Origin of the sequence: Streptomyces afghaniensis (assembly GCF_044327915.1) — a bacterium.
Classification (GTDB): Bacteria; Actinomycetota; Actinomycetes; order Streptomycetales; family Streptomycetaceae; genus Streptomyces; species Streptomyces afghaniensis.
Window position 1 is genome coordinate 476,327 of sequence record NZ_JBIRGJ010000008.1, and the last position, 24,458, is coordinate 500,784.

A 24,458-nucleotide genomic window follows, 5' to 3' on the forward strand; every position below is an offset into this window, starting at 1 on the left:
TCCGACCCCGCTCCGCGGGAGAATGCCCCCATGGCCGATCTCGACGCCCTCCGCGCCCGCTTCGCCCGCACCCTGGAAGCGGCCCGGGGCCCTGCCGCCGGCCCGGACCCGGCCCCGTACGCCGAGGACCTGCTCGGCCGCTGGCAGGAGCCGCAGCGCCGCTACCACACGGTGGCGCACCTCACGGCGGTCCTGGACCACATCGACGTGCTGGAGAAGTACGCGCACGACCCGGACGTGGTCCGGCTGGCCGCCTGGTTCCACGACGCCGTCTACCTCCCCGAACGCTCCGAGAACGAGGAACGCTCCGCCCGCCTCGCCGAGCGCGCCCTCCCCGAGGCCGGGATGCCCGCCGCCAAGACCGCCGAGGTGGCCCGCCTGGTCCGCCTCACCGTCGGCCACGACCCCGCCGACGACGACCCCGACGGCCAGGTCCTGTGCGACGCCGACCTGGCGATCCTCGCCTCGCCCCCGTCCGCGTACGCCGCCTACACCGCCGCCGTCCGCGAGGAGTACCACTTCGTCCCGAACGAGGCCTTCCGCACCGGCCGCGCGGCGATCCTGCGCCAACTCCTCGACCTGCCGAGGCTGTTCAGGACGCCGTACGGAGCGTCGCAGTGGGAGGCGACGGCCCGCTACAACCTCACCGCCGAGCTGGAAATGCTGTCGCTTCCACCCGCCGGCCCCTCGTAACCTGCCCGGCATGTGGACAACGGGCGCGGAACAGGTGGAGCAGGCCGTCGACGAGTGCGTGGGCCTGCTGGGGGCGGTCACCGACCGGGACTGGGAGGCGGTGCGCGCCGGGCGGCTGGAGTGGAACTGCCGGGAGACGGCGGTGCACCTCGCCGACGACCTCATCGCGTACGCGGGGCAGCTGGCGGGGCGCGAGCAGGAGGCGTACACGCCGTTCGAGATCTCGCTGGAGGAGGGGACGGACAACGCGGGCGCACTGCGCGTGATCCGCACGATGGGCACCCTGTTCGCCGCCACGATCCGCACCACCCCGCGCGAGGTCCGGGCCTTCCATCCGTATCCGTTCCGCAGCGCGAACCGTGAGGGGTTCGCCGCGATGGGCGTGGCCGAGGTGCTGCTGCACACCCACGACATGGCCGAGGGCCTGGGCGTGGCGTACGAACCGGCCCCCGAGCTGTGCCACTTCGTCCTCACCCGGCTCTTCCCGCACGTCCAGCCCGGCCCCACCCCGTGGCGGACCCTGCTGTGGGCCACCGGCCGGGGCGACCTGCCCGGCCGCGAGCCGGTGACCGAGTGGCGGTGGAGCAACAACCTCGTGATCCCCACCGACCGGCTCACCCTTCAGGGCGTCACCCCGGCGGCGGCGAGCGACCTCTCCACGGTCGGCGACGGCGGCTTCGAATGGCTCGACGGCGGCCCGATCGAGGGCACCCGGGTGGGTGCCGGGCTGGTGTTCAAGCAGTACGAGGACGGCGTCCACCGGCCGGAGTGGGGCATGTACGTCCTGGTCCGGCGGGAGGACGGCCGCGCGCTCGGCGCCATGGGCTTCCACAGCGTGCCGGACGAGTCCGGGCGGGTGGAGGTCGGTTACGACCTGGTCGAAGCGGCCCGTGGCCACGGTTACGCCACCGAGGCGCTGCGCGCGCTGTCCGCCTGGGCGCTGTCCCGGGACGAGGTACGGACCGTCGTCGCGCACGTCGAGCGGGACAACGCGCCCTCGCACCGCGTCCTCGCCCGCGCCGGGTTCGAGGCCGTCTCGGAGGACACCGAGCAGATCGGCTACGAGCTGCGCGAACCCCGCGGCTGAGTCCGCCCCTTCGGCCTGCGCAGCCCCGCCCCGTGCAGCAGCCGCACCACCTCGCGGCTGCTGACCTCCACGGCCCCGGCGGCCACGGCCTCCGCGTACCGCTGGGCGGGGATGTCGTAGTGGTCCCGCTCGAAGGCCCGCCGGGGGACACCGAGGCGTTCGGCGAAGGTGTGCAGCTCTTCGAACGAGACGTCGCTGATCAGGTGGGACCACATGCGCCCGTGGCCGGGCCAGGTCGGCGGGTCGATGTAGACGGTCACGAGGACGCCGCTCCGCCGAGGGCCTCGCCCAGCGACCCCAGCGCCGCGACCTTCACGCCCGCCTCGCTGCACACCCAGTGCGGGTCGGGCCCCAACTCCGGTTGCACATCCAGCGCGTGCGGCTCGCCGGCGCCGCACACCGGGCACAGCGGCCAGCGGCCGTAGCGCTCCAGCAGGGCGTCCTGCACGTCCTGCGCGACCAGACCGGCGACGTACTGCGCGCCCTCCGGCCACTGCTCGACCCACCAGCGCCGCTGCACGACGGACTCCTCGACCAGGGAGACGACGTCCGCCTCGGCGACGCGTCCCGCGACGAGGTCGGCCAGCACGAGGGCGCGCGCGGCGTGCAGTGCCTGCTCCAGGGGGCTGATGGGGTCCATGCCCCCATTGTGCGCACTCTTGACCACAACGCCGAGCCGAAAATATCTTTCAGAAGTGACCCCAAGAGTGAAGGAAAGTTTCGGCACCCCGCCCGCCCCCGCCGCCCTCGCGGCCAAGGTCCGTACGCTGGGCCCGTCGATGACGCGTTCCATGCAGCGCGTCGCCGAGGCCGTCGCGGGCGACCCGGCGGGCTGCGCGGCCCTCACGGTCACCGGCCTCGCCGAACTCACGGGCACCAGCGAGGCGACCGTCGTACGCACCGCCCGGCTGTTGGGCTATCCGGGTTACCGGGACCTGCGGCTGGCCCTCGCCGGCCTCGCCGCGCAGCAGCAGTCCGGCCGTGCCCCGGCCATCACCACGGACATCGCGGTCGACGACCCGATCGCCGACGTGGTCGCGAAGCTCGCCTACGACGAGCAGCAGACCCTCGCCGACACCGCCGCCGGCCTCGACACCGTCCAGCTGGGCGCGGCCGTCACCGCGCTGACCGGTGCCCGCCGCACGGACGTGTACGGCGTCGGGGCGTCCGGCCTGGTCGCCCAGGACCTCACACAGAAGCTGCTGCGCATAGGGCTGGTCGCGCACGCCCACAGCGATCCGCACCTGGCCGTCACCAACGCCGTGCAACTGCGCGCGGGCGACGTCGCGATCGCCGTCACGCACTCCGGGTCGACGGGGGACGTCATCGAGCCGCTGCGGGTCGCCTTCGAGCGCGGGGCGACGACGGTGGCGATCACCGGCCGCCCGGACGGCCCGGTCACGCAGTACGCCGACCACGTCCTCACCACGTCCACGGCCCGGGAGAGCGAGCTGCGTCCCGCGGCGATGTCGTCCCGGACCGGTCAGCTTCTTGTGGTGGACTGCCTGTTCGTGGGGGTGGCGCAGCGGACGTACGAGACGGCGGCGCCGGCGCTCTCGGCGTCGTACGAGGCGTTGGCCCACCGGCACCGCCCCTGAGCCGGCCCCCGCCGGCACGCACCGGAAGACACGGAAAGAGCCCTCCCATGACCTCCACCTCCGATTCCCGTGACCTCAGAGCCGAGTTGGAGTCCCTGACCACCGAGGCGTTCCGGCCGGAGCTGGCCGGCATCGACCGGCTGCCCACGCTCGACATCGCGCGGCTGATGAACGGCGAGGACGCCACCGTGGCCGGGGCGGTCGCGGCCCGGCTGCCTCAGATCGCCGGCGCGATCGACGCCCTGGCCGAGCGGATGGCCCGGGGCGGCCGCCTGGTCTACGCGGGGGCCGGCACGGCCGGCCGGCTGGGCGTCCTGGACGCCTCCGAGTGCCCGCCCACCTTCAACACCGACCCCTCCCGGGTCGTCGGGCTGATCGCGGGCGGCCCGCAGGCCGTGGTCACCTCGGTCGAGGGCGCGGAGGACTCCCGGGAACTGGCCCGTGCCGACCTGGAGCCCCTCGGCCTGACCCCGGACGACACGGTGGTCGGCATCTCGGCCTCCGGCCGCACCCCGTACGCCATCGGCGCCGTCGAGTACGCCCGCGCCCGCGGCTCCCTCACCATCGGCCTCGCCTGCAACCCGGGGAGCCCGCTCGCGGCCGCCGCCGAGCACGGCATCGAGATCGTCGTGGGCCCCGAACTGCTCACGGGCTCCACCCGGCTGAAGGCCGGCACGGCACAGAAGCTCGTCCTCAACATGCTCTCGACGATCACGATGATCCGCCTCGGCAAGACCTACGGGAACCTGATGGTCGACGTCCGCGCGTCCAACGACAAACTGCGCGCCCGCTCCCACCGCATCGTCGCCCTCGCCACCGGCGCGGGCGACGAGGAGATCGAACGGGCCCTGGCCGCCACCGACGGCGAGGTGAAGAACGCGATCCTGACCATCCTGGCCGACGTGGACGGCCCGACGGCGGCCCGGCTGCTGGAGGAGTCCGACGGGCATCTGCGGGCGGCCCTGGAAGCGTGCCGCCGCTAGGGGGTGTGCTGCCACCGGGCCACCGGGCCGCCGACCGATTGTCGGTCCCCGGTGCTTTCATGGGGGCATGAGCAGCAGAAGCGTCGTCGTGGAGCGGCGGATCGCCGCCGGGCAGAGTGCCGTGTGGGAGGCCCTGACGGACCTCGGAGGTATGGAGCGCGTGCTCAGCGGGGTCGCAAGGGTCGAGGTCATCACCGAGGGCGGCTTCGGGGTCGGCACGCGGTGGCGGGAGACCCGGCGGATGTTCGGCAAGGAGGCCACCGAGGAGATGTGGGTCACCGCCTGCGAGGCGCCCGAACGCTATGTCGTGGAGGCCGACTCGCAGGGCACCCATTACGTCTCGGAGTGGCAGCTGCGGGCAGACGGTCCGTCGGCGACCACGGTGCGGATGACGTTCGGCGCGGAGCCGGGCAGCGGTGCCCGGGGGCTCCTCGCCAGGCTTCTCGGCGGCGTGGGGGCGCGGGCCGTACGCAAGGCCATCGAGAAGGATCTCGACGACATCGCCTCCGCGGCGGAGGAACGCAACGGCTGAGTCGACGCACCTCACCTCGCCTTCGGCTCCCGGTTGACCTGCCTCACCCGCGCCCGCAGTGTCTCCCGCGCGGGCAGCGATCTCAGTACGTCGGTCAGATGCTCGGCCGTCCGTACGTTGCACCGGCCGAGATCGACGAGGGCGAACGGCTCGTCGCTCGCGGCGGTGACCGGATCGACGCACAGGGACGGCAGCACGACACCGACTCCCGCGAGTGCGTCCCGCAGCGACTTCACGATCTCTTCGGTCGAGCCCTCCCCGCGGGCCCTCCTGGGCGCCGAACTCCGCCACGCCAGCGAGAAGGCAGGCCTCAGCCAGGAGGAACTGGGGCAGCGGCTGTTCGTGAGCGGGTCGTTCATCGGGCAGTTGGAGGCGGGGACGCGGAGGTTGCAGCGGGAGTATGCGCGGTTGCTGGACGAGGTGCTGGGGACGGAGGACTTCTTTCAGCGGAACTGTGCGGCGGCGGCGAAGTCCAGATATCGCGAGCACTTCGCGGAAGCCGCAGAGGCAGAGACGCAGGCTACTGCCATCAGGGAGTACGCCTCGATGCTGATCCCAGGATTGCTCCAGACGCCGGCATACGCACGAGCTGTCAGCCGTGCTTACCTGCCCTCGACGGCAGGGGAGTTCATCGAGGAGCTGGTGACAGGCCGGATGGAGCGGGCGCGGATCCTCGCCGATCCAACAAGGCCGTTGTTGTGGACGGTGATTGACGAGGCCGCACTGTGTCGGGTGACGGGCGGGCCGGAGGTAATGGCGGGGGCTCTGCGCCACCTCATCGGCCTGATCCGCCAGAGCCGTGTCATCGTTCAGGTGCTGCCGTTCGACGCGGGAGCCCACCCAGGGATGCAGGGTTGCGTCAGGTTGATGGACTTCGCCGACGCCCCTCCGTTGGTCTACCTCGAAGGAGTCGACACCGGACGGCTGGAGGACGACCCGGCCACCGTCGCGCGCTACCGGCTCTACTTCGAACTCCTCACGGCTTCAGCCCTCTCGCCTGAGAAGTCTCTGGCCCTCCTTGATGCGATGGCGCAGGATTACGGCCATGAGGAACACGCCTGAGTGGTACAAGTCCAGCTACAGCGGCGGCACCGGCGACAACTGCCTGGAAGTCACCCAGGCACTCCCTGATGTCATCCCCGTCCGCGACTCCAAGAACCCCCACGGCCCGAAGCTCGTGTTCCGGGCCACTGCCTGGTCCGCGTTCGTCGCGAACCTCAAGGACGAGACGGCCTGAGCTTCGGGACCCGGGCTTCGAGCTCTCTTTTCAAGGAACGGCTGGAGGGCCTCAACCCACCCTCCCACCCGGCGAGTTGACGTGACGCATCCGGCTTGCCACGGACAGTCACGTACCTCTACCGTTCCCGCATACGCAACAGCCCCCGCCCGGTGCGCCAACACCTGCGGGGGCTTAACCAACGGCATCGAAAAACAGGTTCGATCCCATGGCTGAGTCCCAGCTTAGTGCTGCCTCCCCGTCCGCGCACCCAATGGCGAACCCGGGCTACGGCAAGCGCTCCGCCCCCGATCAACTCGCCCGCACAAGCAACGACTTCCCCCACCTCCCACCGCGCGAAGCCGCCATCGCCGCCTACCTGGACCGGCTCCCCGACGGCGCCGACATCTCCGTGAAGACGCTGGCCAAGCACCTGCCGTACGGACAGTGCGCCCTCGGCACCGCCCTCAACCGCATCCAGCAGGCGGGCCACCTGCGCCGAGGCCGGGAGTGCATGACGGCCGACGACGGCAGCTCCCGATGGATCACCCGATCGTGGTGGTCCCGCACCGCCCGGGATGACGACTGGTGGACCGCCTTCACCCGCGGCGACGTACCGCAGCCGCAGGCAGCGCGCCCCACCCGCTCCCGGGCCCACATCCTCCTGGCCGCCCTCGGCCGCACGGCATCCGTCCTGTCCCTCTCCCAGGCCGACTGCGCGACGCTCGCCCCACTGGTGACGGAGTGGTTCGAGCGGGGCGCCTCGGAGGAGGACGTACTGCGTGCGCTCACGGCCGGCCTGCCGACACCCGTCCATCACCCCGCCGCGCTGGTCCGCAACCGCCTGACCAGCAAACTCCCGCCTCCACCCGCCCCACGTCCGCCGCTCCGGATCCTGGAGTGCGCGAACTGCGGCGCCCCGGGCCGTCCCGAAACCCTGCCAGGGGGACGTTGCAGCGCCTGCCGGGGCGAACGCGCCCCCGCGCAACCGCCCGCACCCCTGTCCGCCCCCACGGTTCACGACCACGCAGCCCAGATCCGCGCTGCGATGTCCCGACGACGACAAGAGAGGGCACACACATGACGGCTCCTACCGTCCGGCGCCACCAGCCCGGGGCACGATGGAGGGAAGGAGGCGACGCCATGACCCGAGACACGACCGACCGCCCGCAGATGGATGTCGAGGACTTCGACGAACTCGTGAGCAGGGCTCCGAGGGAGATCCGGAACAGGCTGGAGTTCCTGGGCGGGCGCCTGTGCATCCGGCACGGCCCGCTCGACGTGGACGAGTTCGAGGAGCTTGCCGCGGTAGCGCCCGAGACGGTGCGGCTTGAGTACATCAATGGAAAGGTAGAGGTCAAAGCTGTGCCGGACGGCAACCACCGCTCGATCTTCATGTGGCTGCTGCGCCAGTGCATGCAGCACCGGCCTGATCTGGACCTCGTTCCCGAGTCCGGCGTCAAGGCCGAGGCCTACCGCAAGGGCCGCGCTCGCACGGACGGAACTCTGGTGCCAGTGGACCACTTCCGAGGCGACGGCGATTGGTCCGACCCCGACGGTGCCCTGATGGCCGTGGAGATCACCTCCCACGACCGCGACACCGACCAACGCGACCGCATCGACAAGCCCGTCGGATACGCGGCGGCCGACATCCCCGTCTACCTCCTCATCGACCGCGACAACAACACACTCACCGTCCACAGCGAACCGAAAGACGGCCGCTACCAGCAGATCTCCCGACACCCCTGGGGCGCCACCGTCGAGCTCCCCGCCCCCGTGAACATCACCCTGGACACCGAGAAGCTCAAGGACTACGCCGACTGACGACAATGGACACCATGAACCACGCCCAGCTCACCGCCCTAGGCCGTGCCCTCCGTCTTCTCGGTGAGCACGGGGAAGTCCTCACCTCCGACACTCCTGACGCCAAGCTGCACGAGGTCAGGGCTGATCTGAAGCGCGCCCTGGACCTGCTGGAGGAGAGCGTCTCGAACGCCGCGCCCAGCACCCGCTGCCCCGAGCATCCGAACGGACCCGTCGACGAGGCCGCCCCCGACCTGTGCCTGCTGTGCGAAACCCGGCGCCGGGCCGCCCGCCGGGCGGAGTTCAACGGCCCCGCCCCGCAGCACCGGCCCACCGAGCCGGTCCAGTCCCGCTACGGCGTCAGCGGTGACCGCCCCCAGCCCCAGCAGCGCTGGCTGCCGGAGCTGTGGAACGGCCAGACCTGGCAGCTGTGCGGCACCCCGCGCCGCGACCGCCGGGAGGCCGAGCTGTACATCGCCGCCCAGCGCAAGGCTCCCCGGGCCGCCATGGCGTACCGGCTGGTGCACGAGTTCACCGACTACGAGGTGCTGCGGGTGTGGGGGACGCCCGTGCGGGTCGACATCGAGCCGATGGGCAACCTGTAGCCCTACAGCAGCGGCAGGGGCAGGAACTCGTACCCCTCCCACAGCCGCCGCGACCGCTCCTCCGGATACGCCGTGACCACCGGCTCCGCATCCAGCACCTGCACCAGCCGCCGCTCGCCGTCGTACGCGGGCCAGCCCGGGTCGCCCGTCCTCGCGAAGGACGTCCAGGACGCGCGGAAACGGGAGGACAGCGAAAGCGCCTCGGCGGACGGCTCCGCGCCCGCGAACAGCAGAAGTCCCAGGTCCGCCCCGTAGGTGCCGAACAGCAGCGGGATGTCCAGGCCGTGGCAGGCACCGAGCGCACCGCCGTTGCCGGGGGCCGGCCAGGTCAGTTCGTAGACGTGCGCGCTGCCGCCGCCCGCGCGCTGCGCCTCGGCCAGGTGCAGGGACGGCATGTTGAACAGCCAGTCCGTCTGGACGCGTTCGTAGAGCTCGCTCGGGGAGGCGTCGGGGAAGGCGGCGCGGTACGCCTGTTCCTCCCCGGGGGCGAAGAGGCGGAGGGCCGCTGCCGCCCGCTCCTCGGTGATCTGGCCCAGTTGGCCCGCCATGGCGACGAAGAGGCGGTACTCGTCACGGTTGTGGCCGACGAGGAGGTCGATGTTCCGGGCCGACCCGGCCGCCAGCGCCTGCCACGGGCTCGTCGGCAACACCTCGCCGTCGGCCACCGGGGAGAAGGGCGTGACCGTGGGCGCCGCCTGCCCCCAGCGGTCGACGTACTGGAGCATCTTGGCGCTCAGCGTCTCACCGGCCGACGTCAGCCGGTGCGGGGCGATCGTCGCGAGATCGGCAACCGTGGGGCGCAGGCCCACCTCCGCGGCGAGAGCGGCACCGATGTCCCGCGCCAGCGCGTCCGAGAAGAACGTCCCCGGCACGCTCTGCGCGATCGCCCGCCGGAACAGGCCCGCCGCCCTCGGCATGGCGAGCAGCGAGGCGATCGAACCCGCGCCCGCCGACTCGCCGAAGACCGTGACCTGGCCGGGGTCGCCGCCGAACGCCTCGATGTTGTCCCGGACCCACTCCAGGGCGGCCACCTGGTCGAGCAGGCCGCGGTTGGCGGGAGCGCCCTCGATGAACGCGAAACCCTCCATGCCCACGCGGTAGTTGAGCGACACGACCACCACGTCGCCGTCGGTGGCGATGTGCCGGGCGTCGTAGCCGGGGCTGCCGGAGTGGCCGAGCTTGTAGGCGCCGCCGTAGATCCACACCATCACCGGGCGGCGGGCCACCGGGTCGGGCTCGGGCGTCCAGACGTTGACCGTGAGCCACTCGTCGCCCTCGGGCAGGCCGACCAGGCCCGGGCCGCCCAGGTTGCCGAGGTCCTGCGGAGGCGGCGGGCCGAAGGCGTAGGCGTCCCGTATGCCGTCCCAGGCGTGGGCGGGGCGCGGGGCCATGAAGCGGGCCTCGCCCACCGGGGCTTCGGCGAACGGGATGCCGCGGAAGACCGCGAGCCCCTCCTCCCTCCGGCCCCGGACCGCACCGGTGGTCGTGCGGACCACCGGTGCGGGCTCCTCCGAAGGGCCGCCCGCCGACGGGCGGGACTCGGTCGTCGTCATCTGGATCTCCTCACGGAATGCCGGTGAACAGGCGCTCGGCCAGTGTCCTTGACTGACGCAAGCAGATCCAGAGGGTCAGGTGACGGGTGTCAGCTGAGGGTCTTCAGCGCCGCCGGGTCGTACGGCGCCAGGTCCTCGAAGCGCCCGTCCAGGACCTTCCGGGCCCACTCGGGGTCCTGGAGCAGGGCGCGGCCGACGGCGACCATGTCGAACTCGTCGCGCTCGAAGCGGTCCAGGAGGTTGTCGAGGTCGCCGATCTCCGCGCCCTCGCCCTGGAAGGCCTTGATGAAGTCGCCGTTCAGGCCGACCGAGCCGACGGTGATGGCGGGCTTGCCGGTGAGCTTCTTGGTCCAGCCGGCCAGGTTGAGGTCGGAGTCGTCGAACTCGGGGACCCAGTAGCGGCGGGTGGAGGCGTGGAAGGCGTCCACACCGGCCGCGGCGAGCGGGGTCAGGATGGCCTCCAGCTCCTCGGGCGTCTCGGCGAGGCGGGCGTCGTAGGCCTCCTGCTTCCACTGCGAGTAGCGGAAGATGACGGGGAAGTCGGCCGAGACGGTCTCGCGGACGGCCGCGACGATCTCCGCCGAGAACGCGGCACGGGCGACCAGGTCGCCGCCGTAGGCGTCGGTGCGGCGGTTGGTGCCCTCCCACAGGAACTGGTCGAGCAGGTAGCCGTGGGCGCCGTGGATCTCCACGCCGTCGAAGCCGATGCGCTCGGCGGCGGCCGCGGCCTCGGCGAACGCGCCGATGACGGCGTCGATGTCGGCCTGGGTCATGGCCTTGCCGGTGGGCTCGGTGGCGCCGAGGCGCAGGCCGGAGGGGCCGACGGCCGGGGCGTCCGCGACGGGCGGCTCGCCCTGGTTGCGGACCATGCCGATGTGCCACAGCTGCGGCACGATCGTGCCGCCCGCGGCGTGCACCGCCTCGGCGACCTTCGCCCAGCCCGCGAGCTGCTCCTCACCGTGGAACCGCGGCACGCGGTCGCTCTGCCCGGCCGACTCGTGGCCGACGTAGGTGCCCTCGGTGACGATCAGACCGACGCCGGCGGCGGCGCGGCGGGAGTAGTACGAGACGACGTCCTCGCCGGGAACACCGCCCGGGGAGAACATGCGGGTCATCGGCGCCATCGCGATCCGGTTCGGGACGGTCAGGCCGCCCAGCGATACGGGCCGGGACAGGATTTCGGCGGCGCGGGAGGCGGCGGAGGCGTCGACGGTCACGTGGGGGCTCCTCTTCGGATACCGGACAGTATGTGCATACGCATAGGACGTACGTTGCAACCATCCGGCCCTGCCCACCCCATCCCGTCCGCGCTGTGATCCATGACACGCCCGAGGGCGGCACCCCCTGTCGGAACAGGGAGTGCCGCCCTCGGCAAGGACGTTGATCGACCAGGTCGATCAGAAGTCCATGTCACCGCCCGGCATGCCGCCGCCGGCGGGCGCGGCGGCCTTCTCCGGCTTGTCGGCGATGACGGCCTCGGTGGTGAGGAACAGCGCGGCGATGGAGGCGGCGTTCTGCAGCGCGGAACGGGTCACCTTCGCCGGGTCGATGATGCCCTCGGCGATCATGTCGACGTACTCACCGGTCGCGGCGTTCAGGCCGTGGCCGACCTGGAGGTTGCGGACCTTCTCCACGACGACGCCGCCCTCGAGACCACCGTTGACGGCGATCTGCTTCAGCGGGGCCTCCAGCGCGAGCTTCACGGCGTTGGCGCCGGTCGCCTCGTCACCGTCGAGCTCCAGCTTCTCGAAGACCTGGGAGGCCTGCAGCAGGGCCACGCCACCACCGGCGACGATGCCCTCCTCGACGGCCGCCTTGGCGTTGCGGACGGCGTCCTCGATGCGGTGCTTGCGCTCCTTGAGCTCCACCTCGGTGGCGGCACCGGCCTTGATGACCGCGACACCGCCGGCGAGCTTCGCCAGGCGCTCCTGCAGCTTCTCGCGGTCGTAGTCCGAGTCGCTGTTCTCGATCTCGGCGCGGATCTGGTTGACCCGGCCCTGGACCTGCTCGGCGGAGCCGGCACCGTCGACGATGGTGGTCTCGTCCTTGGTGATGACGACCTTGCGGGCCTTGCCCAGGAGGTCGATCGTGGCGTTCTCCAGCTTGAGGCCGACCTCCTCGGAGATCACCTCGCCGCCGGTGAGGATGCCGATGTCCTGCAGCATCGCCTTGCGGCGGTCGCCGAAGCCCGGGGCCTTGACGGCGACGGACTTGAAGGTGCCGCGGATCTTGTTGACGACCAGGGTCGACAGGGCCTCGCCCTCGACGTCCTCGGCGATGATCAGCAGCGGCTTGCCCGACTGCATGACCTTCTCCAGGAGCGGGAGCAGGTCCTTGACGTTCGAGATCTTGGAGTTCGCGATCAGGATGTACGGGTCGTCGAGGACGGCCTCCATACGCTCCATGTCGGTGGCGAAGTACGCCGAGATGTAGCCCTTGTCGAAGCGCATACCCTCGGTGAGCTCCAGCTCCAGACCGAAGGTCTGGGACTCCTCGACGGTGATGACGCCTTCCTTGCCGACCTTGTCCATGGCCTCGGCGATGAGCTCGCCGATCTGGGTGTCGGCGGCGGAGATGGAGGCCGTGGAGGCGATCTGCTCCTTGGTCTCGACGTCCTTCGCCTGCTCCAGCAGGGCGGCGGAGACGGCCTCGACGGCGCGCTCGATACCGCGCTTGAGGGCCATCGGGTTGGCACCGGCGGCTACGTTGCGCAGGCCTTCCTTGACCAGGGCCTGGGCGAGCACGGTCGCGGTGGTCGTACCGTCACCGGCGACGTCGTCCGTCTTCTTGGCGACTTCCTTGACCAGCTCGGCGCCGATCTTCTCGTACGGGTCCTCGAGTTCGATCTCCTTGGCGATGGACACACCATCGTTGGTGATCGTGGGGGCGCCCCACTTCTTCTCGAGGACGACGTTGCGGCCCTTGGGGCCGAGCGTCACCTTGACGGCGTCCGCGAGCTGGTTCATGCCGCGCTCGAGGCCGCGCCGCGCCTCCTCGTCGAACGCGATGATCTTGGCCATGTGAAGTGGTCCCTCCAGGACTGGGGGTGATTACTTCGGACCGCGCCCGCGCCCGCGACGGACGGCTCGCCTGCCTCGTGGTTCCTTCCCACCCGGCCTGCGGGCCTCACCGACCCGGTCCTTACGTTGTCACTCTCACCTTCAGAGTGCTAACGCAATGATTAGCACTCGGGCATGGCGAGTGCAAGCGACTCCCACGGTTCGGGCGGGTGCTCAGCCCCCGGCGAACGGGGCGCACCCGGCTTGTCCCGCAGGCCGCGGGCAACGCCACGACGGGTCGAGTCAGCAGAGAAAAGCCTGGTCCCACGGCCCCCGGCGGCGACGAGGCCGACGCCACGAGCAGGTCCGGGGCGCACACCCCCGCCCTCTGCACCGGGGCGGACCCCGAAGCGTCTCCGGGCGCGGCGGGTTTCGACGAGCGGTCACCCGGCGCGCCCGCCACCCGGCCGCCGGCCCTCCGAACAGGCCGAAGGGCCCGCACCCCGGGGGTGCGGGCCCTTCAGAGAAGACCGGTCGCTTGCGCTTGGTCGTGGTGCGCGTTCAGGCAGAGACGCGAACCATGTCGGCCTGCGGTCCCTTCTGGCCCTGCGAGATCTCGAACTCGACCCGCTGACCCTCCTCCAGGGTGCGGTAGCCGTCCATCTGGATCGCGCTGTAGTGGACGAAAACATCCGCACCACCGTCGACCGCGATGAAGCCGTACCCCTTCTCCGCGTTGAACCACTTGACGGTGCCCTGAGCCATGCCTAACTCCCCTATTACTGGCCCTTGCACAGATCCACACTTCGCGGACCCGGGTCAGACCTCACCCCCCACGGTTGGGGGCGTGCGCCGGAACGCGTCGACCGCGGCTGAATGTATCTGTCCAACTGCCGTCTGCAACAGGTCAATCGGACGAGAATTCTGGACGCGCAGGATCCGGAATGTGGGGAGAATTCGCCAGACTTCAGGGCAAGTCGGGCCACACAAAGGGAACAAAAGCCGCGAAAGACGCACACACTTTGGCTACATCTTGTCGGGCGCGCGGCAGGAATTAAGGGCTCCCGATCAGGAGATCGGCGCTGCGTTCCCCAACTGTACCGCGCTCAATCACACAGAATTGCCCCCTCCGCTTCTCTCACGGAGGGGGCAATTCGATGAACTCTCAGTGACAGCCGTTACCGAAGGTAATAATCAAGCCGGTCGACCGGTTCAGCCACCCGCGACGGCGGGAATGATCGACACCCCGGCACCGTCCGGCGTCGCCGTCTCCAGCCCCTGCTCGAACCGCACGTCGTCGTCGTTGACGTACACGTTGACGAACCGGCGCAGCTTGCCCTGGTCGTCCAGCACCCGGGCGGCGATCCCGGTGTGGTTCTTCTCCAGATCGGCGATGACCTCGCCGAGGGTCGCCCCCTCGGCGGCGACCTCGGCCTGGCCGCCGGTGTAGGTACGCAGGATGGTGGGGATGCGAACGGTGACGCTCATCGGGATGTGACCTCCGGTTTTGTTTTGCAGCTACGGCTGGGGCGCGCCCTCAGGGGCGCGGGGCTGTGTCGACGTGCGGCTCCGCCGCGTGGCGCGACCAACCCCCACCGGCCCGCAGCGGACAACGATCAGACGAGCCCAGCCTCACGGAACGAATCAAGGTTGGGACGAATGGTCGCAGTGAGCCCGGTCCCGGCCACCGCATCCAGCGTCTTCAGACCATCCCCCGTGTTCAGCACCACGGTCGTCTTCGACGGGTCGAGCACCCCGTCCTCGATCAGCTTCTTCGCCACGCCCACGGTCACCCCACCGGCGGTCTCCGCGAAGATGCCCTCGGTCCGGGCGAGGATCTTGATCGCGTCGACGACCTGCTCGTCGTTGACGTCCTCCACCACACCGCCCGTCCGCCGCGCGATGTCGAGCACGTACGGCCCGTCCGCCGGGTTGCCGATCGCCAGCGACTTGGCGATCGTGTCCGGCTTCTGGGGACGTACGACGTCGTGCCCGGCCTTGAAGGCCGTCGACACCGGTGAGCAGCCCTCGGCCTGCGCGCCGAAGATCTTGTAGGGCTTGTCCTCGACCAGCCCGAGCTTGATCAGCTCCTGCAGGCCCTTGTCGATCTTCGTGAGCTGTGAGCCGGAGGCGATCGGCACCACGATCTGGTCCGGCAGCTGCCAGCCGAGCTGCTCGCAGATCTCGTACGCGAGAGTCTTGGAGCCCTCCGCGTAGTACGGCCGGAGGTTGACGTTGACGAAGCCCCAGCCCTCGCCGGCCGGGTCGCCGATCAGCTCGGAGCAGAAGCGGTTCACGTCGTCGTAGTTGCCCTGGATGCCGACGAGCTCGCCGCCGTAGACCGCGGCCATGACGACCTTGCCCTGCTCCAGGTCGTGCGGGATGAACACGCAGGAGCGGAAGCCGGCGCGGGCCGCCGCGGCACCCACGGCGCCGGCGAGGTTGCCGGTGGAGGAGCAGGACAGCGTGGTGAAGCCGAAGGCGCGGGCGGCCTCCAGGGCCTGGGCGACGACCCGGTCCTTGAAGGAGTGCGTCGGGTTGCCGGAGTCGTCCTTGATGAAGAGCTTGCCCGCCTCGACGCCCAGCTCGCGCGCGAGGTTGTCGGCCTTGACGAGCTGGGTCCAGCCCGGGTTGATGTTCGGCTTGGTCGCCACGTCGGCCGGGACCGGCAGCAGCGGGGCGTAGCGCCAGATGTTCGCGGGTCCCGCTTCGATCCGCTTGCGGAGTTCCTCGGTGTCGTAGGCCGAGAAGTCGTAGGCGATCTCCAGCGGGCCGAAACACTCCTCGCACGCGAAGACCGGGCCGAGGGGTACGCGGTGACCGCACTCGCGGCAGCTCAGGGCGGCGGCGGGGCCGAGGTCTACGGTGGAGTCAGTGGTGCTTGCAACAGTCTGCACAGCCATGTGAGGCGAGGCCCTTTCTCCTCATCTTCCTCACGACGCATCTCGCCGTGAGACGGATTTGGCACCTTCCCGAGCCGGGAGCCTCGCTGAGCGGTCGACAGTGACCTACGAGTATCGGCTGGAGGGTTGCCGGGGCTTCATCGGGCCGTATCCCTCTGCCCCTCTGGATGAGCTGTATTCGGTTGTAAACAACGGTTGACCCCGGACATGCGATGGTCATCCGCGTTGTTCAAGACTGTAACCGACGACCAGGACAGTTGAGATAGTCGTCCGAACCGCGAGATGGGTCACAGTCCGTCCCGCCGAGAGTACGCAGAGGAGCCGCCACGGTGCTGGAAGAAGTCGAGCGCTGGCTGAGCACCCGTTCCTGGTCAGCGACCGATCGTCCGCTCCACCAGATCCTGGCCGCCAAGCAGCGCACGGGCCAGACGGTGAGTGTGGTGCTGCCCGCGCTCAACGAGGAGGAGACGGTCGGTGACATCGCCGCGATCATCCGTCACGACCTGATGCGGCAGGTGCCGCTCGTCGACGAGCTCGTCGTCGTCGACTCGGGGTCGACCGACCGCACGTCGGAGGTGGCCGCCGCCGCGGGCGCGACGGTGGTGCACCGCGACGAGATCATCCCGCGGATCCCCGCCGTGCCCGGCAAGGGCGAGGTGCTGTGGCGCTCCCTGCTCGTCACCGGCGGGGACATCGTCTGCTTCATCGACGCGGACCTGAAGGACTTCTCGTCCGAGTTCGTCTCCGGGATCGTGGGCCCGCTGCTCACCGACCCGGACGTCGCCCTGGTGAAGGGCATGTACGACCGTCCGCTCGGCGGGGCCGCCGGGCAGGGCGGCCGGGTCACGGAGCTGATGGCCCGCCCGCTGCTCAACATGCACTGGCCGCAGCTGGCCGGCTTCGTGCAGCCGCTCGGCGGCGAGTACGCGGCCCGCCGCTCGCTGCTGGAGCAGCTGCCGTTCCCCGTCGGCTACGGCGTCGAGCTTGGCATGCTGGTCGACGCGCTGCACCTGGTGGGCCTCGACGCCCTCGCCCAGGTGGATGTCGGCGTGCGCAAGCACCGGCACCAGGACGGGCAGGCGCTGGGCCGGATGGCCGCCGCGATCTACCGCACGGCCCAGCTGCGGCTGGCCCGCGGGCATCTGATCCGGCCGTCCCTGACGCAGTTCGAGCGGGGCGGCGACGGCTTCGAGCCGCGGACGTACTCCGTGGACACCGAGGAGCGTCCGCCGATGGTGGAGATCGCCGAGTACCAGGCGCGGAGAGCGGCCTGACCGGGGTCGTTTTCGGCCGGGTGGGGCAGGGCCGTACGTTTGAGCGTTTCCGGGCCGGGCTAGGTTGAGGCGTATGGCTTCGACGTACGGTGCTGCACAGGTGCTGGTCGCCTCCAACCGCGGTCCGGTCTCGTACACGGTGGGCGAGGACGGTTCGCTGAACGCCAAGCGCGGCGGCGGCGGGCTGGTCTCGGGCCTGTCCGCGATCGGCTCGGACGCGGACGCGCTGTGGGTGTGCTCGGCGCTGTCCGACGGCGACCGCGAGGCGGTCCGGCGGGGCGTCGGCGAGGACGGCGTGCGGATGCTGGACATCCCGGCCGACGTGCACGCGGACGCGTACAACGGCATCGCCAACTCCGTGCTGTGGTTCGTGCACCACATGATCTACCAGACGCCGCTGGAGCCGGTCTTCGACGACGCGTTCCGGCGCCAGTGGACGTCGTACGAGACCTACAACCGGGCGTTCGCCGAGGCGCTGGCCGAGGAGGCGGCGCAGGGCGCGGCGGTGGTGGTGCAGGACTACCACCTGACGCTGGTGCCGGGCATGCTCCGCGAGCTGCGGCCGGACCTCAGGATCGGCCACTTCTCGCACACGCCGTGGGCGCCGCCCGAGTACTTCAGGATGCTGCCGGACGACGTGGCCGGGCAGGTGCTGCGCGGCATGCTGGGCGCGGACCGGCTGGGCTTCCTCACGCAGCGCTGGGCGGACGCGTTCACCGCATGCGCCGAGCAGTTCGCCGGCGGGCTCGGCGGCACTCGGATCGGCGTGCACGGACTGGGGGCCGACGCGGACTTCCTGCGCAAGCGGTCGCACGAGCAGGACGTCGAGGAGCGGATGGCCGCGCTCCGGGAGGAGATCGGCGAGGGCCGCCGCACCATCGTCCGGGTCGACCGCACGGAGCTGTCGAAGAACATCGTGCGCGGCCTGCTGGCCTACCGCCGGCTGCTTCAGACCCACGCCGAGTGGCGCGAGCGCGTGGTGCACGTGGCCTTCGCGTATCCCTCGCGGCAGGACCTCGCGGTCTACCGGGACTACACGGCGGAGGTGCGGCGGGTCTCGGAGGAGATCAACGCCGAGTACGGGACGCCGGGGTGGACCCCGGTCCTCCTCAACCTCAAGGACGACTTCGCCCGCTCCCTGGCCGCGTACCGGCTGGCCGACGTGGCGCTCGTCAACCCCATCCGGGACGGCATGAACCTCGTCGCCAAGGAGGTCCCGGTCGTCTCCGACGCGGGCTGCGCGCTGGTGCTGTCCCGGGAGGCCGGGGCGTTCGAGGAGCTGGGCGAGGACGCGATCGTGGTGAACCCGTACGACGTGACGGGGACGGCGACGGCCCTCCACGAGGCGCTGTCGATGCGCCCGGAGGAGCGCGCCGAGCGCAGCAAGCGGCTGGCCGCGGCGGCGACCGCGCTGCCTCCGGCGCAGTGGTTCCTGGACCAGCTCGACGCGTTGAGGGGCTGAGCGGCGGATGAGCGGCACCACACCGGCGGCGCAGCCGCTGCCCCCTCCCACGACGAAGGCGGGCCAGGAGGGTCTGGACGCCCTCCTCGCACGCCCCGGCCAGGCGCTGATCGGCCTCGACTTCGACGGGACGCTCGCGCCGATCGTCGCCGACCCCGAGAAGGCCCGGGCCCACCCGGACGCCGTGCCCGCGCTGGCCGCGCTCGCGCCGAAGGTGGCCGCCGTGGCGGTGATCACCGGCCGGCCGGCCGAGGTCGCGGTGCGCAACGGCGGCTTCGCGGACGTGCCGGGCCTGGAGCACCTCGTGGTCCTCGGCCACTACGGCGCCGAGCGCTGGGACGCCCGCACCGGCGAGGTCAGCGCCCCCGAGCCGCATCCCGGCGTCGCCGCGGTCCGCGCCGAGCTGCCCGAGCTCCTCGAACGGCTCGGCGCGTCGCAGGGGACCTGGGTCGAGGAGAAGGGCCGGTCCGTGGCGGTGCACACCCGCCGGGCCGCCGACCCGCAGGCCACGCTGGACTTCCTGCGCGAACCGCTCGCCGGCCTGGCCGGCCGCCACGGCCTGATCGTGGAGCCCGGCCGCATGGTCCTCGAACTGCGCCCGCCCGGCATGGACAAGGGCGCCGCCCTCGCCGGGTTCGCCCGCGAGATCGGCGCCGGGTCCGTCCTCTTCGCCGGCGACGACCTGGGCGATCTGCCCGCCTACGCGGCCGTCGACAAGCTCCGCTCGGACGGCACGCCGGGCCTGCTGGTGTGCAGCGGCAGCGACGAGGTGACCGAGCTGAGGGAGCGGGCGGACCTGGTGGTGGACGGCCCCGAGGGTGTCGTGCGCCTGCTCAGCGCGCTGGCCGGCCGGCTGTCGTGAGCCCTGTCAGCGTTCGGCCCGGCGCGTCTCCCGGATCCGCCGCAGCCGGTTCACCGTCACCGGGTCGTGGGCCAGGGCCCGGGGGTCGTCCAGCAGTGCGTTGAGGAGCTGGTAGTAGCGCACGGGGGCGAGGCCCAGCTCCTCCCGTATGACCCGTTCCTTCGCGCCGGGCCCGGAGAAACCGCGGCGTTCGAGCGCGAGGATGTCCCGCTCCCTGCGCCCGAGCCGCTCGTCACCCGTGTCCTCGTCCATGCCAGGCACCGTAACGCCCGCCACCGACAGCGGGACTACTCCGCGCTCTCCGCCCGGGTCGCCACGGCCTGCAGGTGACCCAGGACGCCCGAGGGACTGCCGGTGGGGGCGACGGCCTTGCCGATCTGCTTCTTGACCTGGACGCTGATGCCGGCCCAGGAGGTCTTGCCGACCGGGTAGAGCTCGGAGGCCGGCAGTTCCTCCAGGAACGGCTTGAGGTGCCGGTCCCGGCCGGAGGCGGCCATGGTCTGGGACGCGGAGCTGGTGACCGGCAGCAGGTCGTACTCGCGGGAGAAGGCCAGCACGTTCTTCTCGCTGTAGACGAAGTCGAGGAAGTCGCCGACCTGGTCGCGGTGGCCGTTCTTCCGGAAGGCCGTCATCCAGTCGGCGACACCGAGCGTGGACTTGCTCGTCCCGTCCTTGCCGGGCGTCGGCACCATGCCGTACTCGACGCCGTTCTTGGCGGCGATCTTCATCAGGGAGGGGTGGCCGTTGAGCATGCCGACCTCGCCCTTGGCGAAGGCGGCGAACGCGGCGGCCCGGTTGAGCTCGCCGGGCGCCACCGGCCCGGTCAGGTCCTTGGCGACCAGTTCGTTCTTCAGCCAGGAGAAGGTGTCGATGTTCTCCGGCGAGTCGATGCCGTAACTGCCGACGGTGTCGGCGTAGCCGCCCCCGCCGCTGAGCATCCACTGCATGGTCTCGGCCTGGGCCTCCTCCGGGCCGAGGGGCAGCGCGTAGGGGTACTTCACGCCCTCGTCCTTGAGCGCCTCGGCGTCGTCGGCCAGGTCGTCCCAGGTCTTGGGCGGGGTGATGCCGGCCTTGGCGAAGAGGGTCTTGTTGTAGAACAGCACGCGGGTGGAGGAGGCGAACGGCATGCCGTACTGCACGCCCTTGACCTGTCCCGCGGAGGCCAGCTGCCCGACGAAGTCGGCCTGCACGGGTATGGAGAGCAGGTCGTCGGCCTTGTAGAGCTGGTTCTGCGCCGCGTAGTCGGCGTACGCGCCGATCTGCGCCATGTCCGGCGGGTCGCCGGCGGCGACCATCTCCCTGACCTTGCGGTCGACGTCGTTCCAGGAGTAGACGCTGACGTCGATCTTGACGCCGGGGTGGTCGGCCTCGTACTCCTCTACCAGCTTGTCCCAGTACTTCTTCGAGCTGTTGGCCGCACTGTCGCCGTAGTCGGCGGCGACCAGCTTCAGGGTCACGTCGGCGGAGCCGCCCGTGACGCCACAGCCGCCGAGGACCGCCGTCATGCCCAGTGCGGACACCACCGCGATCGTTCCTGCCATCCGCCGCCGCTGCACCGCTGTTCTTCCCCAACCCTGGCGTCACCGCCACTGAAACTTTTCGATATGCGGATTAAGGTCTACACCACGTGAGTGGACTAGACCTCTTGCGGGTCCCCGGGTCACACTGTTCTCCGTGAGACATGTCATCGCCCTCGACGTGGGCGGCACCGGAATGAAGGCCGCCCTGGCCGGGCCGGAGGGCGAGGTCCTGCACCGGGCCCGCCGGGCCACCGGCCGCGCGCAGGGACCGGACGCCGTGGTCGCGGGCATCCTCGACTTCGCCGCCGAGCTGCACGCGTACGGCGCCGAGCACTTCGGCACGCCCGCGTCCGCCGCCGGCGTGGCCGTCCCCGGCATCGTCGACGAGGCGCGGGGCGTCGCCGTCTACGCGGCGAACCTCGGCTGGCGCGACCTCCCCCTGCGCGATCTGCTGACGGAACGGCTGGGCGTCCCGGTCGCCCTCGGCCACGACGTGCGCACCGGCGGCCTCGCCGAGGGCCGGGTCGGCGCGGGCCGGGGCGCGGACCGGTTCCTGTTCGTCGCGCTGGGCACCGGCATCGCGGGCGCCATCGGCGTCGACGGCCGGGTCGAGGCGGGCGCGCACGGCTTCGCGGGCGAGATCGGCCACATCGTCGTACGCCCCGGCGGGACACCGTGCCCCTGCGGCCAGCACGGCTGCCTGGAGCGCTTCGCCTCGGCGGCGGCGGTCAGCGAGGCCTGGGCCGCGGCCTGCGGGGACCCGGGGGCGGACGCGGCGGACTGCGCGAAGGCGGTGGACTGCGGCGACCCCAGGGCACTCAAGGTCTGGCAGGTGGCGGTCGATGCCCTCGCCGACGGCCTGGTCACTGCCCTGACTCTGCTGGACCCACGCACCCTGATCATCGGCGGGGGCCTCGCCGAAGCGGGAGAAACCCTGTTCACCCCGCTACGGGAAGCCATCCGTCACCGCGTCACCTTCCAGAAACAGCCGTCACTCGTCCCCGCGGCCCTGGGGGACAGCGCCGGTTGCCTGGGGGCGGGCCTGCTGGCCTGGGATCTTCTGGCATCGACCGACCGCATGGAGGTAACGCCCTGATGGCAGCCCACCCAGGGGCGCGGGGAACTGCGCGACCAGCCACGACGCACCCGCATCCCGCGACGGCCGGACAGCCCACGGTCCTGACCGGCGCGACGGTAGTACTCCCCACCGGAACCGTCGAAAACGGCCGACTGATCATCGACGGCACCCGCATCACCGCCACCGCCCCCGAAAACGCCCAGATCATCGACGTGACCGGCCACTACCTACTGCCCGGCTTCATCGACATCCACAACCACGGCGGCGGCGGAGCCTCCTTCACCTCCGGGTCGGCCGAGGACATCCTCAAGGGCATCCACACCCACCGCCTGCACGGCACGACCACCCTGGTCGCCTCGACCGTCACCGGCGACATGGACTTCCTCGCCCAGCGCGCGGGACTGCTGAGCGAGCTGGCCGAGCAGGGCGAGATCGCCGGCATCCACTTCGAGGGCCCGTTCATCTCCCCCTGCCGCAAGGGCGCGCACTCCGAGGCACTGCTGCGCGACCCCGACCCGGCGGAGGTCCGCAAACTGATCGACGCGGCCCGGGGCAGGGCGAAAATGGTCACGCTGGCCACGGAACTCCCCGGCGGCACCGACTCCGTACGCCTCCTGGCCGAACACGGCGTGATCGCGGCGATCGGCCACACGGACGCGACGTACGAGCAGACGGTCGAGGCCATCGACGCGGGCGCGACGGTCGCCACCCACCTCTTCAACGCGATGCCGCCGCTCGGCCACCGCTCCCCCGGCCCCATCGCCGCGCTCCTGGAGGACGACCGGATCACGGTCGAGCTGATCAACGACGGCACGCATCTGCACCCCGCCGCACTCCAGCTGGCGTTCCACCGCGCGGGTGCGGACCGGGTGGCGTTCATCACGGACGCGATGGACGCGGCCGGTTTCGGTGACGGGCGCTACTGGCTGGGCCCGCTGGAGGTGGAGGTCGCGGACGGCGTGGCCCGCCTGCTGGCGGACGGCACGATCGCCGGCTCGACCCTCACCCTGGACCGCGCGTTCAAGCGGGCGGTCACGGTCGACGGCCTGTCCGTCGAGGACGCGGTGACGGCCCTCTCGGCCACCCCGGCCCGGCTCCTCGGCATGGACGACCGGATCGGCTCCCTGGAGCCCGGCAAGGACGCGGATCTGGTGCTCCTGGACGCGGACTACGAGCTCAAGGGCGTGATGCGCCGCGGCGAATGGGTGGTCGGTCCCCAACTGCACTGATCCGTCCCGCAGTAGGGAGACGGTGGCCGACGCCAGGACTGGGCCGACCGCCGTCTCTTTGGCATGATCGGACTACCTGAACATTCACGGCGGCAAGCGCATTCTCGGGGGAGGTCGGCCCAGGTGATCCTCACGGTCACGCTGAACACCGCTCTCGACATCACCTACCGCGTGGGGTCGCTCAGGCCGCACGCCTCCCACCGCGTCTCCGAGGTGACGGAACGCCCCGGCGGCAAGGGCGTCAACGTGGCCCGGGTGCTCGCGGCGCTCGGGCACGAGGTGACGGTGACCGGTTTCACGGGCGGGGCGACGGGACGGGTCGTGCAGGAGCGGCTCGCGTCGGTGCCGGGCGTGGTGGACGCGCTGGTCCCGGTCACGGGCGCCACCCGCCGCACGATCGCCGTGGTCGACGAGCAGACCGGCGACACGACGCAGCTCAACGAACCGGGCCCGATGGTCTCGCCCGCCGAATGGTCGGCCTTCCAGGAGGTCTACCAGGACCTGCTGCCGTCCGTCTCCGCGGTGGCGCTGTGCGGGAGCCTGCCCCCGGGCGTGCCGGTCGGTGCGTACGCCGGCCTGGTCCGTACGGCCCGTGCCGCTGGAGTCCCGGTCCTCCTGGACACGAGCGGCGAGCCCCTGCGCCGGGGTGTCGCGGCCCGCCCGGACATCATCAAGCCGAACGCCGACGAACTGGCGGAACTCACCGGCTCCCACGAGCCCCTGCGCGCCACGCAGGACGCCCGCCGCCGGGGCGCGGCGGCGGTCGTGGCGTCCCTCGGCCCCGAAGGCCTCCTGGCCGCGACCCGAGAGGGCCGCTGGCGAGCCACCCCACCGACCTCGGTCCGAGGCAACCCGACGGGCGCGGGCGACTCGGCGGTGGCGGGCCTGCTGTCGGGGCTGGTGGACCACCTCCCCTGGCCGGACCGCCTGGCTCGCGCGACAGCGTTGTCCGCGGCGACGGTGGCAGCACCGGTGGCCGGGGAGTTCGACCGGGGGGTGTACGAGGAGCTGCTGGGGCGGGTGGCGGTTTCGGGGGAGGTCAGCGCGGCCTAGGTCCGAGC

The 24,458-nt window shown here is 71.3% G+C and carries 26 protein-coding genes, 1 pseudogene and 1 riboswitch; of the genes and pseudogenes, 16 read left to right on the top strand and 11 right to left on the bottom strand.

Annotation, left to right across the window (positions count from 1 at the left end):
* Positions 1–30: 30 nt before the first annotated feature.
* On the top strand, positions 31–693 hold the full coding sequence (locus tag ACH4G3_RS31025; RefSeq protein WP_397627617.1) for an HD domain-containing protein: 663 nt from the start codon (positions 31–33) through the stop codon (positions 691–693).
* Between the two features lie 34 nt (positions 694–727).
* Complete coding sequence (locus ACH4G3_RS31030; protein ID WP_397627778.1) at positions 728–1,780, top strand: GNAT family N-acetyltransferase; 1,053 nt, start codon at positions 728–730, stop codon at positions 1,778–1,780.
* Here the strand turns inward: ACH4G3_RS31030 and ACH4G3_RS31035 are convergent.
* Positions 1,753–2,040 (bottom strand): DUF4031 domain-containing protein, encoded by a 288-nt coding sequence (locus tag ACH4G3_RS31035; RefSeq protein WP_397627618.1) that lies wholly within the window; start codon positions 2,038–2,040, stop codon positions 1,753–1,755. The two genes, ACH4G3_RS31030 and ACH4G3_RS31035, sit on opposite strands and share 28 nt — an antisense overlap.
* Positions 2,037–2,420, bottom strand: a complete 384-nt coding sequence (locus ACH4G3_RS31040) for a hypothetical protein (protein ID WP_397627619.1) — start codon at positions 2,418–2,420, stop codon at positions 2,037–2,039. The genes ACH4G3_RS31035 and ACH4G3_RS31040 overlap by 4 nt, the downstream gene beginning before the upstream one ends.
* Before the next feature lie 55 nt (positions 2,421–2,475).
* On the opposite strand from ACH4G3_RS31040, the gene ACH4G3_RS31045 reads away from it, so the two are divergent.
* The 3 genes from ACH4G3_RS31045 (at position 2,476) to ACH4G3_RS31055 (ending at position 4,893) form a co-directional block, all read left to right on the top strand.
* The gene (locus ACH4G3_RS31045; protein WP_397627620.1) at positions 2,476–3,378 is read left to right on the top strand and encodes a MurR/RpiR family transcriptional regulator; all 903 of its coding nucleotides are present in this window, start codon (positions 2,476–2,478) and stop codon (positions 3,376–3,378) included.
* 47 nt (positions 3,379–3,425) lie between these two features.
* Complete coding sequence (gene murQ, locus ACH4G3_RS31050) at positions 3,426–4,361, top strand: N-acetylmuramic acid 6-phosphate etherase (protein WP_397627621.1); 936 nt, start codon at positions 3,426–3,428, stop codon at positions 4,359–4,361.
* 67 nt (positions 4,362–4,428) lie between these two features.
* Complete coding sequence (locus ACH4G3_RS31055; protein WP_397627622.1) at positions 4,429–4,893, top strand: SRPBCC family protein; 465 nt, start codon at positions 4,429–4,431, stop codon at positions 4,891–4,893.
* An 80-nt stretch (positions 4,894–4,973) separates the two neighbouring features.
* Here the strand turns inward: ACH4G3_RS31055 and ACH4G3_RS31060 are convergent.
* Positions 4,974–5,189, bottom strand: a pseudogene (locus ACH4G3_RS31060) (hypothetical protein); the annotation flags it as partial.
* Here ACH4G3_RS31060 and ACH4G3_RS31065 point away from each other — a divergent pair.
* The 5 genes from ACH4G3_RS31065 (at position 5,131) to ACH4G3_RS31085 (ending at position 8,517) form a co-directional block, all read left to right on the top strand.
* Entirely contained in the window at positions 5,131–5,955 is an 825-nt protein-coding gene (locus tag ACH4G3_RS31065) for a helix-turn-helix domain-containing protein (RefSeq protein ID WP_397627779.1), read from the top strand. The pseudogene ACH4G3_RS31060 and the gene ACH4G3_RS31065 overlap by 59 nt on opposite strands.
* Positions 5,939–6,130, top strand: a complete 192-nt coding sequence (locus tag ACH4G3_RS31070) for a DUF397 domain-containing protein (protein WP_354738517.1) — start codon at positions 5,939–5,941, stop codon at positions 6,128–6,130. The genes ACH4G3_RS31065 and ACH4G3_RS31070 overlap by 17 nt, the downstream gene beginning before the upstream one ends.
* 208 nt (positions 6,131–6,338) lie before the next feature.
* Positions 6,339–7,193, top strand: coding sequence for a hypothetical protein (locus tag ACH4G3_RS31075; protein WP_397627623.1), 855 nt, complete (start codon positions 6,339–6,341; stop codon positions 7,191–7,193).
* A gap of 59 nt (positions 7,194–7,252) precedes the next feature.
* Positions 7,253–7,933, top strand: coding sequence for a Uma2 family endonuclease (locus ACH4G3_RS31080; RefSeq protein WP_397627624.1), 681 nt, complete (start codon positions 7,253–7,255; stop codon positions 7,931–7,933).
* A 14-nt stretch (positions 7,934–7,947) separates the two neighbouring features.
* On the top strand, positions 7,948–8,517 hold the full coding sequence (locus tag ACH4G3_RS31085; protein ID WP_397627625.1) for a hypothetical protein: 570 nt from the start codon (positions 7,948–7,950) through the stop codon (positions 8,515–8,517).
* A 2-nt stretch (positions 8,518–8,519) separates the two neighbouring features.
* Here the strand turns inward: ACH4G3_RS31085 and ACH4G3_RS31090 are convergent, their stop codons facing one another.
* The 6 genes from ACH4G3_RS31090 to thrC form a co-directional block, all read right to left on the bottom strand.
* Positions 8,520–10,070, bottom strand: coding sequence for a carboxylesterase/lipase family protein (locus ACH4G3_RS31090; protein ID WP_397627626.1), 1,551 nt, complete (start codon positions 10,068–10,070; stop codon positions 8,520–8,522).
* A gap of 89 nt (positions 10,071–10,159) precedes the next feature.
* The gene (locus ACH4G3_RS31095) at positions 10,160–11,287 is read right to left on the bottom strand and encodes an NADH:flavin oxidoreductase (RefSeq protein ID WP_397627627.1); all 1,128 of its coding nucleotides are present in this window, start codon (positions 11,285–11,287) and stop codon (positions 10,160–10,162) included.
* 180 nt (positions 11,288–11,467) lie between these two features.
* Positions 11,468–13,090, bottom strand: coding sequence for a chaperonin GroEL (gene groL, locus ACH4G3_RS31100; protein ID WP_221755515.1), 1,623 nt, complete (start codon positions 13,088–13,090; stop codon positions 11,468–11,470).
* Between the two features lie 540 nt (positions 13,091–13,630).
* Positions 13,631–13,834, bottom strand: a complete 204-nt coding sequence (locus tag ACH4G3_RS31105; RefSeq protein ID WP_010035953.1) for a cold-shock protein — start codon at positions 13,832–13,834, stop codon at positions 13,631–13,633.
* A gap of 447 nt (positions 13,835–14,281) precedes the next feature.
* Positions 14,282–14,557: a ubiquitin-like small modifier protein 1 gene (locus ACH4G3_RS31110; protein ID WP_010035955.1), complete on the bottom strand. Its 276-nt coding sequence runs from the start codon at positions 14,555–14,557 to the stop codon at positions 14,282–14,284.
* Positions 14,558–14,685: 128 nt separating this feature from the next.
* Positions 14,686–15,972, bottom strand: coding sequence for a threonine synthase (gene thrC / locus ACH4G3_RS31115; protein ID WP_397627628.1), 1,287 nt, complete (start codon positions 15,970–15,972; stop codon positions 14,686–14,688).
* An 18-nt stretch (positions 15,973–15,990) separates the two neighbouring features.
* A riboswitch (SAM riboswitch) is annotated at positions 15,991–16,146 on the bottom strand.
* A 155-nt stretch (positions 16,147–16,301) separates the two neighbouring features.
* Between thrC and ACH4G3_RS31120 the strand changes: the two genes are divergently transcribed.
* The 3 genes from ACH4G3_RS31120 to otsB all read left to right on the top strand — a co-directional run bounded on the left by ACH4G3_RS31120 (position 16,302) and on the right by otsB (position 19,570).
* On the top strand, positions 16,302–17,246 hold the full coding sequence (locus ACH4G3_RS31120; protein ID WP_397627629.1) for a glucosyl-3-phosphoglycerate synthase: 945 nt from the start codon (positions 16,302–16,304) through the stop codon (positions 17,244–17,246).
* Positions 17,247–17,319: 73 nt separating this feature from the next.
* Positions 17,320–18,708: an alpha,alpha-trehalose-phosphate synthase (UDP-forming) gene (locus ACH4G3_RS31125; RefSeq protein WP_397627630.1), complete on the top strand. Its 1,389-nt coding sequence runs from the start codon at positions 17,320–17,322 to the stop codon at positions 18,706–18,708.
* 7 nt (positions 18,709–18,715) lie between these two features.
* The gene (gene otsB, locus ACH4G3_RS31130; RefSeq protein WP_397627631.1) at positions 18,716–19,570 is read left to right on the top strand and encodes a trehalose-phosphatase; all 855 of its coding nucleotides are present in this window, start codon (positions 18,716–18,718) and stop codon (positions 19,568–19,570) included.
* 6 nt (positions 19,571–19,576) lie between these two features.
* Here otsB and ACH4G3_RS31135 read toward each other — a convergent pair whose 3' ends face one another.
* Both ACH4G3_RS31135 and ACH4G3_RS31140 read right to left on the bottom strand, forming a co-directional pair.
* Entirely contained in the window at positions 19,577–19,822 is a 246-nt protein-coding gene (locus tag ACH4G3_RS31135; protein ID WP_397619618.1) for a DUF3263 domain-containing protein, read from the bottom strand.
* Between the two features lie 35 nt (positions 19,823–19,857).
* The gene (locus tag ACH4G3_RS31140; RefSeq protein ID WP_397627632.1) at positions 19,858–21,111 is read right to left on the bottom strand and encodes an ABC transporter substrate-binding protein; all 1,254 of its coding nucleotides are present in this window, start codon (positions 21,109–21,111) and stop codon (positions 19,858–19,860) included.
* A 133-nt stretch (positions 21,112–21,244) separates the two neighbouring features.
* On the opposite strand from ACH4G3_RS31140, the gene ACH4G3_RS31145 reads away from it, so the two are divergent.
* The 3 genes from ACH4G3_RS31145 (at position 21,245) to ACH4G3_RS31155 (ending at position 24,450) form a co-directional block, all read left to right on the top strand.
* Positions 21,245–22,186 (top strand): ROK family protein, encoded by a 942-nt coding sequence (locus tag ACH4G3_RS31145; protein ID WP_397627633.1) that lies wholly within the window; start codon positions 21,245–21,247, stop codon positions 22,184–22,186.
* Positions 22,186–23,397 carry an N-acetylglucosamine-6-phosphate deacetylase gene (nagA, locus tag ACH4G3_RS31150; protein WP_397627634.1) on the top strand — a complete coding sequence of 404 codons (1,212 nt, stop codon included), beginning with the start codon at positions 22,186–22,188 and terminating at the stop codon, positions 23,395–23,397. The genes ACH4G3_RS31145 and nagA overlap by 1 nt, the downstream gene beginning before the upstream one ends.
* Before the next feature lie 123 nt (positions 23,398–23,520).
* Positions 23,521–24,450 carry a 1-phosphofructokinase family hexose kinase gene (locus tag ACH4G3_RS31155; RefSeq protein ID WP_397627635.1) on the top strand — a complete coding sequence of 310 codons (930 nt, stop codon included), beginning with the start codon at positions 23,521–23,523 and terminating at the stop codon, positions 24,448–24,450.
* Positions 24,451–24,458 lie beyond the last annotated feature (8 nt).

What these genes read in the sequence shown, in the direction of transcription:
- ACH4G3_RS31110 (WP_010035955.1), bottom strand. Translation starts at nt 14,557, where the DNA reads ATGAGCGTCACCGTTCGCATCCCCACCATCCTGCGTACCTACACCGGC.
- ACH4G3_RS31025 (WP_397627617.1), top strand. Translation starts at nt 31, where the DNA reads ATGGCCGATCTCGACGCCCTCCGCGCCCGCTTCGCCCGCACCCTGGAA.
- ACH4G3_RS31140 (WP_397627632.1), bottom strand. Translation starts at nt 21,111, where the DNA reads ATGGCAGGAACGATCGCGGTGGTGTCCGCACTGGGCATGACGGCGGTC.
- ACH4G3_RS31055 (WP_397627622.1), top strand. Translation starts at nt 4,429, where the DNA reads ATGAGCAGCAGAAGCGTCGTCGTGGAGCGGCGGATCGCCGCCGGGCAG.
- thrC (WP_397627628.1), bottom strand. Translation starts at nt 15,972, where the DNA reads ATGGCTGTGCAGACTGTTGCAAGCACCACTGACTCCACCGTAGACCTC.
- nagA (WP_397627634.1), top strand. Translation starts at nt 22,186, where the DNA reads ATGGCAGCCCACCCAGGGGCGCGGGGAACTGCGCGACCAGCCACGACG.
- ACH4G3_RS31075 (WP_397627623.1), top strand. Translation starts at nt 6,339, where the DNA reads ATGGCTGAGTCCCAGCTTAGTGCTGCCTCCCCGTCCGCGCACCCAATG.
- ACH4G3_RS31135 (WP_397619618.1), bottom strand. Translation starts at nt 19,822, where the DNA reads ATGGACGAGGACACGGGTGACGAGCGGCTCGGGCGCAGGGAGCGGGAC.
- groL (WP_221755515.1), bottom strand. Translation starts at nt 13,090, where the DNA reads ATGGCCAAGATCATCGCGTTCGACGAGGAGGCGCGGCGCGGCCTCGAG.
- murQ (WP_397627621.1), top strand. Translation starts at nt 3,426, where the DNA reads ATGACCTCCACCTCCGATTCCCGTGACCTCAGAGCCGAGTTGGAGTCC.
- ACH4G3_RS31040 (WP_397627619.1), bottom strand. Translation starts at nt 2,420, where the DNA reads ATGGACCCCATCAGCCCCCTGGAGCAGGCACTGCACGCCGCGCGCGCC.
- ACH4G3_RS31090 (WP_397627626.1), bottom strand. Translation starts at nt 10,070, where the DNA reads ATGACGACGACCGAGTCCCGCCCGTCGGCGGGCGGCCCTTCGGAGGAG.
- otsB (WP_397627631.1), top strand. Translation starts at nt 18,716, where the DNA reads ATGAGCGGCACCACACCGGCGGCGCAGCCGCTGCCCCCTCCCACGACG.
- ACH4G3_RS31105 (WP_010035953.1), bottom strand. Translation starts at nt 13,834, where the DNA reads ATGGCTCAGGGCACCGTCAAGTGGTTCAACGCGGAGAAGGGGTACGGC.
- ACH4G3_RS31125 (WP_397627630.1), top strand. Translation starts at nt 17,320, where the DNA reads ATGGCTTCGACGTACGGTGCTGCACAGGTGCTGGTCGCCTCCAACCGC.
- ACH4G3_RS31070 (WP_354738517.1), top strand. Translation starts at nt 5,939, where the DNA reads ATGAGGAACACGCCTGAGTGGTACAAGTCCAGCTACAGCGGCGGCACC.
- ACH4G3_RS31080 (WP_397627624.1), top strand. Translation starts at nt 7,253, where the DNA reads ATGACCCGAGACACGACCGACCGCCCGCAGATGGATGTCGAGGACTTC.
- ACH4G3_RS31085 (WP_397627625.1), top strand. Translation starts at nt 7,948, where the DNA reads ATGAACCACGCCCAGCTCACCGCCCTAGGCCGTGCCCTCCGTCTTCTC.